Below are 6,764 nucleotides of genomic sequence, written 5' to 3' on the forward strand. Positions count from 1 at the left end.
AACAACTTCTTCACCAGCCTGGCATGACCCGGTGCGGCCTTGACTATGGCGTTCATGCCTTTGCTGGTCAACACCGCATCCGTCGCCCTGCCATCGTCCGCGGACTGAATGCGCTTGGTGAGGCCACGGTCGCTCAACCGACGCAGATGGTGGGAAAGCCGGCTGCGCTCCCACCCGATCAAGGCGGCTAGATCGGTGACCTGCAGCTTGTGCTCGGGTGCACCACTCAACGCGTTGAGCACGTGATAGTCGGACAGTGAGAGATCGCTATCACGCTGCAGCTGTCGGTTGATCTCATGGTTCATCCGCAACTGGACGCGCATATAGGCAACCCAAGCGCGGAGCTCCGTCGGGGATAGCCAGGGACTGTCACCAGGGGGCGAGCGGCGAGGACGCGGCATTTCATCGTCTTTCTGCTGGACGTTTCACGCTAAGTATTCGTGATAAACCCAGGGCGGCCTAGCGACACCCCCGATCGTGTCTGAGATCGACCCGATCAATTAACTCCCGAAGAGTCAACCGCGCGTTGATTATCGCTATGCGACCGACTACAGCACCGCCGCTTGGCAGAGGCATATCGATGTCAATGCCGAAGTCCGTGCGATTCAACACTACCGACGCCTCGAAGCCGGCAACCTCGCCGTGGCCCATGCCCGGATTGACGCCGTTGAATTCGAGGTCACGTCTGACCGGTTTGGTAACGCCCGGCCTACCCGGCTCCTTGATTATCGGACTAGGGTCCGGTTTCATCCCCTTGGATTTGAATGCCAGATGACGCGCGCGCTCACGGCGCTGCGCTTTACCGTGCGCATCAGCGGGTATCTATGGCAGACACCCTTCTGGGAAGAATGGAATCGGCGGGGCGACACCTATGACGATGACTGCGAAACGGCGCCGGGTGCAGAAGAAGCTGGCGGCGCTGCCCGGCGTGCGGCGGGTGCGTCGGCCGGTCTCGCCGGGCAGCTCCGAGCAGTTCGATCTCTACTACGTGCGCAGCGGCCGCAAGTCCGCTCACCCGTTGGTGATCATCCCCGGAGGCCCGGGAGTGGCGTCGGTGCAGATGTACAAGGGAGTGCGGCGCCGGGCCGCCGCCGCGGGCCTCGACGTCATCATGATCGAGCATCGCGGCGTGGGATTGTCGCGGCACACCGACTCCGGCGCCGACCTGCCGCCCCACGCCCTCACCGTGAATCAGGTCGTCGACGACGTGGCCGCGGTGCTCGACGACGCCCGCGTGGACTCGGCCGTCATCTACGGAACGTCGTACGGCACCTATATCGCCGCGGGAGTCGGCGTGCGTCACCCCGGCCGGGTGCGGGCAATGGTCCTCGATTCGCCGCTGCTGTCCCGGCACGACATCGTCATCGTGCGCCGCGCGATCCGCCGGCTGTTGCTCAGGGGGGACAGCCCCGAAACGGCGCCGCTCGCACCGAAAGTCCGCAAACTCGTCGATGCGGGCGTGATGACGGCGTCGGCCACCCAGGTCGTCGCGACGGTCTACGGCTATGGCGGGACCACCCTGCTCGACCGGCAACTCGACCTGTTGCTCGACGACCGAAAGGTGGTGTGGTGGGCGCTATCCCGATTCGCCACCCTGAGCAACCTGCCGTACCGCTACGAGGAAGACCTGGTGAGCCGCATCGCGTTCCGCGAACTCGACTATGCCGCCGAACCCGACGGCCTACCGCTCGACCCCGCCGTGGCCGAACGTGAAAACCGGACTCAGACAGCGACATTCGAGGACGAGCCATACGATCTGCCGGCCGAGATGCCGAATTTCGGCTGGCCCACAGCGGTGGTGTCCGGCGGCCGCGATCTCATTACCCCGCCGGCGGTCGCCCAGCGGGTGGCCTCCGTGGTGCCCGGTGCGCAGCTGCTGAAACTTCCCACCATGGCGCACAGCGCGCTGGACTTTCGTGAGCCCGCCGCCCTGGCCATCGCCGGCGCGGTCTGCAGCGGCGAACTCGAGGGGCTGGCCGCCCAGGCGCCGGCGCTGGATGAGCTTCCGCCGCGGCCCTCGGTCCGTTTGCTGTGGAAGGCGATCGAGGCGGCCGCCATCGCCGAGGGCGCGCTGCCGGCCCTGCGGGTCCCAACGCCGCTGCGGCGGCCGGTCAGGTCCGCATGAACCCGATCGCGGTGTAGTTCAGGTCGGCGAGACCTACCGCGCCGAAATTGGCCAGCGTGCTGCGCACCGCGACGTCGCCGGGGGATTGGGTCAACGGCAGGCTGAATCCCTCGGCCCAGATGAGCTTGTCGAGGTCGTTGGCCAACGCCTGCGCCTTGGCCGGATCGAGTTCTTCGAGCGTCCGCTCGATCGCGTTGTCGATCTCCGGGCTGCCGATCTTGCCGAAGTTGCTCGCCCCGTCGGACTGATAGATCTGCGTCAGCGACGACAGCGGGAACGCGTCGCCGAGCCAGCCGAATTGCGCGATGTCGAAGTCCCCGACGTTGACGTAGTTGGTGAAGAAGCCGCTGCCGGACCTCGCGACGAGTTCGAGCTTGACCCCGATCTGCGCGAGGCTGTGCTGGGCGATCTGCGCGAACACCTTGCTGCCCTGTGCGTCGTAGAACAAATCGCGGATGACCAGCTGGTGACCGTCTCGCTCGCGGAACTGGCCGTTGAGCTTCCACCCCAGGGCATCGAGCTCCCGGCTCGCCGCCGCCGGATCGTAGGGGACGATGAAGCTGTTGTCCTGGTAGCCCTCCTGCCCGGCCACACAGATGTGGTTACCCAGTGCCACCGGGTTATTGGTTAAGCCGTACTGGACGACCTTCGCGATGGTCTGCCGGTCGATGCCCTTGGATACGGCGACCCGTAACGCCTTGTCTTCCAGGATCGCTCCGTGGGCGCCGTTGAAGGTGAAGTGTGACCAGCTCGGGGCCGGGGCGCGCCGTATCGAAATGCCCTTGGTGCGTTGTGCGATGGTCAGCTGGTCTACCGTGCCGATCCCGGTCGCGTCGATCGTGTTGTTCTGCAGCGCCGGTATCCGGGCGGCGTCATCGAGCACGAGGTAGGTGATGCTGTCCAGGCGCGGCCGCGCGCCCCACCATTTCGGGTTGCGGGTCAACACGATTCGCTGCGTGGTCCGGTCCAGCGACGACACGATGAACGGACCGGCCGACGGGCCGGGCCCTTCGAGCTGCCCCTTGTTGAACGCCTCGGGCGTGGAGGTCATGCTGGCCGGCAGCAGCATGCCGTTGCCCGCGAACATGCCACGCCACTCGGCGTACGGCTTGGCGAAGGTCATGATTGCCTGCCGGTCGTCGACCCCGCGGGTCACCGACGCGACACGGTCGGCGCCGCCGGGCCCGGCGATCTCGAAGGTCTTGTCGGCGCCGCTGAGAGCGTGGATTTGGCTGGCGATGTCCTGCCAGGTGATCGGCGTCCCGTCGGACCACACGGCCTTGGGGTTGATGGTGTAGGTGACCACTTGCGGGTTGGTCCCGGTGAGCTCGACGCTGGTGAAGTAGTCGGTGTCGACGGTGGTCGAGCCGTCCGGCCCGATGACGAACGCCCTCGGCAACGTCGCCTTCATCATCGAGGCGACCTCGGCCGAGTTGCCGTCGATGTTGAGAATGTCGAAGTTCGGGGGAAAGTCGCTGAGGGCCAGCCGCAGGTTGCCGCCGTCCTGAAGCGTCGCGGGGTCCCGTGGATTGACGTCGCTGGTGGTGCCGATCGAGGCTTTGTTGCCCGTCGAGGGCGTCAGGTCGATGGCCGGCGAGCATCCGGTGAGCGCCAATCCGGCGACCACCGCCACGCTCAGGGCTTTTCGAGACTGCGTCCAGAGCGCGGATTTGCCACGAAACGGCGCGCTCAGCGCAGGCTCGGCGCCATGAGCGCAGCCTCGACGCGCGCGAAACCTAGACATACTTCCCCGGATCCGGTTGCGGCACAGCGCCCAGCAGCCGCCGCGTGTATTCGTGCTGCGGATTGCCGAAAAGTTGCTCGCTGTCGCCCTGCTCCACGATGGCGCCGGCATACATCACAGCCACCTGATGCGCGAGGTGTTTGACCACCGAAAGGTCATGGGAGACGAAGAGATACGACAGGCCGAACCGCTCCTGCAGGTCGAGGAGCAGGTTGATGATCCCGGCCTGGATGGAGACGTCGAGGGCGGACACCGGCTCGTCGAGGGCCAGGATCTTCGGCTGCAGCGCCAGCGCCCGCGCGATGCCGATGCGCTGCTTCTGTCCACCGGAAAACTCGGCGGGGTAGCGGGTCGCGTCCGCGCGGCGCAAGCCCACGATGTCGAGCAGCTCGGCGACCCGGGCGTTGGTAGCGCTCTTGCCGAAGGCGTTGGCCCGCAACGGTTCGGCAAGCAGCTCGAAGACGGGCAACCGCGGATCCAGCGACGCCACCGGGTCCTGGAACACGACCTGGATGTCACGCCGCAGCGCTCGTCGGTTCGCCGGGCTCAGGGTGGCGACGTCGTGGCCCAGCACCTCGATCGATCCAGATTGTGGCGCAACCAGTTCCAGGATCTCGTGCAGCGTGGTCGACTTGCCCGAACCGGACTCGCCGACGATGCCCAGAGTCCGGCCCTGCCGCAGCTCGAAGCTGATGCCGTCGACGGCGCGGACCTCGCCGACGGTGCGGCGGAACAGCACGCCCTTGGTCAGCCGGTAGGTCTTGACCAGATCGCGCACCCGCACCACGACCGACGAGTCGCCGGCCGCCTCCGCCCGGGCGGAGGTGTTGACCCCGTAGATGTCCGCGGCGCTGCGATCGCCGACCTGGTCGGTGCGGATGCAGGCCGCCCGATGATCCACGCCGACCTCGATCAATTCCGGTTCGGCGGCGCGGCATTCGTCGATGGCCAGCGGGCAGCGCGGCGCGAAGGGGCATCCCGGATCGAGCCTTTGCAGCGACGGCGGCGCGCCGGGTATGGGCACCAGCCGGGTGCCCTGCGCGGCGTCCAGCCGGGGAACCGACCCCAGCAGCCCGACGGTGTATGGCATCTGGCGCCCGCGGTAAAGGTCGGTCACGCTGGCGGACTCGACGACCCGGCCGGCGTACATCACCAGTGCCCGGTCGGCGAACTCGGCGACCACGCCGAGGTCGTGGGTGATGATGAGCACCCCGGCGCCGGTGACGTCGCGGGCGGTCTTGAGCACCTCGAGGATCTGCGCCTGCACGGTGACGTCCAGGGCGGTGGTGGGTTCGTCGCAGATCATCAAGTCAGGATCGTTGGCGATCGCGATCGCGATGACGACGCGTTGCCGTTCACCGCCGGACAGCTCGTGCGGAAACGCCCGCGCGCGCCGCTCGGGCTGCGAAATGCCAACCAGCTCAAGCAGTTCGACCGCGCGCCGGCGGGCGGCCTTGCGGCCGACGCGCGGCTGGTGGACCTCGATCGCCTCGGCGATCTGGTCGCCGACGGTGTACACCGGCGTCAGCGCCGACATGGGATCCTGGAATACCATTCCGACGGTCTTGCCGCGGAACCGCGACATCGCGTCGTCGCCAAGCCCCAGGAGTTCGGTGTCCCGCAACCGGACCGAGCCGCGCACGCGCGCATACTGCGGCAGCAGGCCCACCACCGCCATCGCCGACACGGACTTGCCCGATCCCGATTCACCGACCATGGCCACGACTTCGCCGGGCTCGATGTGATAGCTGATGCCGCGCACCGCGGTCACCGGTTGGCCGTCGGCCGGAAAGGTGACGGCCAGGTCGGTCACTTCCAGCAGCGGGCTCATCGGGCGCCGCCCCGCGTCATCCCGCTGCCCGGGTCCAGCGCGTCGCGCAGCCCATCGCCGGTCAGGTTGGCGCACACCAGGATCAGCACCAGGACCCCGGCCGGGAACAGGAACACCCACGGGAAGGTGGTCGCGGACTGGGTGCCGTTCGCGATCAGCGTGCCCAGCGACACATCGGGCGGCTGGATGCCGAAGCCGAGGAAGCTCAGGCCGGTTTCGGCCAGGATGGCCGAGGCGACGTTCAGCGCGGCGTCGATGATCAGGATGGACGCCACGTTGGGCACCACATGGCCGACGATGATCCGGCGGCTGGAGACCCCCATATACCGTGCGGCGCGGATGAATTCGCGCTCACGCAGGCTCATGGTCATGCCGCGCACCATGCGCGAGCTGATCATCCACCCGAAGGCGGCCAGCAGCAGTACGAGCAGCAGGACGCTGGACGACTTCTTGACCCGCGGCGTGAGAATGGCGATGAGGATGAAGCTGGGCACCACCAACAGCAGGTCGACCACCCACATCAGCATCCGGTCCCGCCATCCGCCGAAATAGCCGGCGATCGACCCGACCGTGGCGGCGATGCCGGTGGAGATGAACGCCACGCAGACGCCGATCAGCATCGACTTCTGCATGCCCCGCAGGATTTGCGCCAACAGGTCTTGGCCCATCGCGTTGGTGCCCAGCCAGTGACGGGTGTTCGGCGGCTGCAGCAGCGCGTTGAAATCGAGGTCGTCGTAGGAGTAGGGAAGCAGTGCGGGCAGCGTGTAGCAGCCGACGAACAGCAGGACCAGCAGCGTCAGTGACGCCACCGCGAGCCGGTTGCGGCCGAACCTGCGCAGCACCAGGGTGCGGCGCGAGGTGAACTCCGCCACTTCCGGGGCGGGGATCCCCTGGGCGGCAGTGGTTTCGGCGGCTGAGGTCATGGGCGCCACTCCTCCTCATCGCTTCGCTCTGCATCGTCGCCGACGCGTGTCATGCCGCGATCTCCCTTTCGAGTGGGAAGTTATTGCACGCCGAATGCGATTTCGCGTGTCGTAAGTGGCCATTCGACACTAGCCATAGGC

5 protein-coding genes and 1 pseudogene are annotated in these 6,764 nt (G+C 67.0%); 1 reads left to right on the forward strand and 5 read right to left on the reverse strand.

The features are described 5' to 3' along the window. The coding region (locus JWP83_RS22860; RefSeq protein WP_297735227.1) for a MarR family transcriptional regulator at window positions 1-323 on the reverse strand (323 nt) is incomplete at its 3' end. 136 nt (window positions 324-459) lie between these two features. Next, window positions 460-705, reverse strand: a pseudogene (locus JWP83_RS22865) (YceI family protein); the annotation flags it as partial. A gap of 166 nt (window positions 706-871) precedes the next feature. Here JWP83_RS22865 and JWP83_RS22870 point away from each other — a divergent pair. Next, window positions 872-2,125, forward strand: a complete 1,254-nt coding sequence (locus JWP83_RS22870) for an alpha/beta hydrolase (RefSeq protein WP_297735232.1) — start codon at window positions 872-874, stop codon at window positions 2,123-2,125. Here the strand turns inward: JWP83_RS22870 and JWP83_RS22875 are convergent. From JWP83_RS22875 to JWP83_RS22885, 3 genes are read right to left on the reverse strand one after another with little or no spacing between them, the layout of a single operon-like run. Next, the gene (locus JWP83_RS22875; protein WP_297735235.1) at window positions 2,112-3,869 is read right to left on the reverse strand and encodes an ABC transporter family substrate-binding protein; all 1,758 of its coding nucleotides are present in this window, start codon (window positions 3,867-3,869) and stop codon (window positions 2,112-2,114) included. The two genes, JWP83_RS22870 and JWP83_RS22875, sit on opposite strands and share 14 nt — an antisense overlap. Then, entirely contained in the window at window positions 3,862-5,700 is a 1,839-nt protein-coding gene (locus tag JWP83_RS22880) for an ABC transporter ATP-binding protein (protein ID WP_297735238.1), read from the reverse strand. The genes JWP83_RS22875 and JWP83_RS22880 overlap by 8 nt, the downstream gene beginning before the upstream one ends. Continuing rightward, a complete protein-coding gene (locus JWP83_RS22885) occupies window positions 5,697-6,572 on the reverse strand; it encodes an ABC transporter permease (RefSeq protein WP_297735241.1) in 876 nt (291 codons plus the stop codon). The genes JWP83_RS22880 and JWP83_RS22885 overlap by 4 nt, the downstream gene beginning before the upstream one ends. Between the last annotated feature and the right edge of the window lie 192 nt (window positions 6,573-6,764).

This window comes from Mycobacterium sp. (genome assembly GCF_025965855.1).
GTDB lineage: Bacteria > Actinomycetota > Actinomycetes > Mycobacteriales > Mycobacteriaceae > Mycobacterium.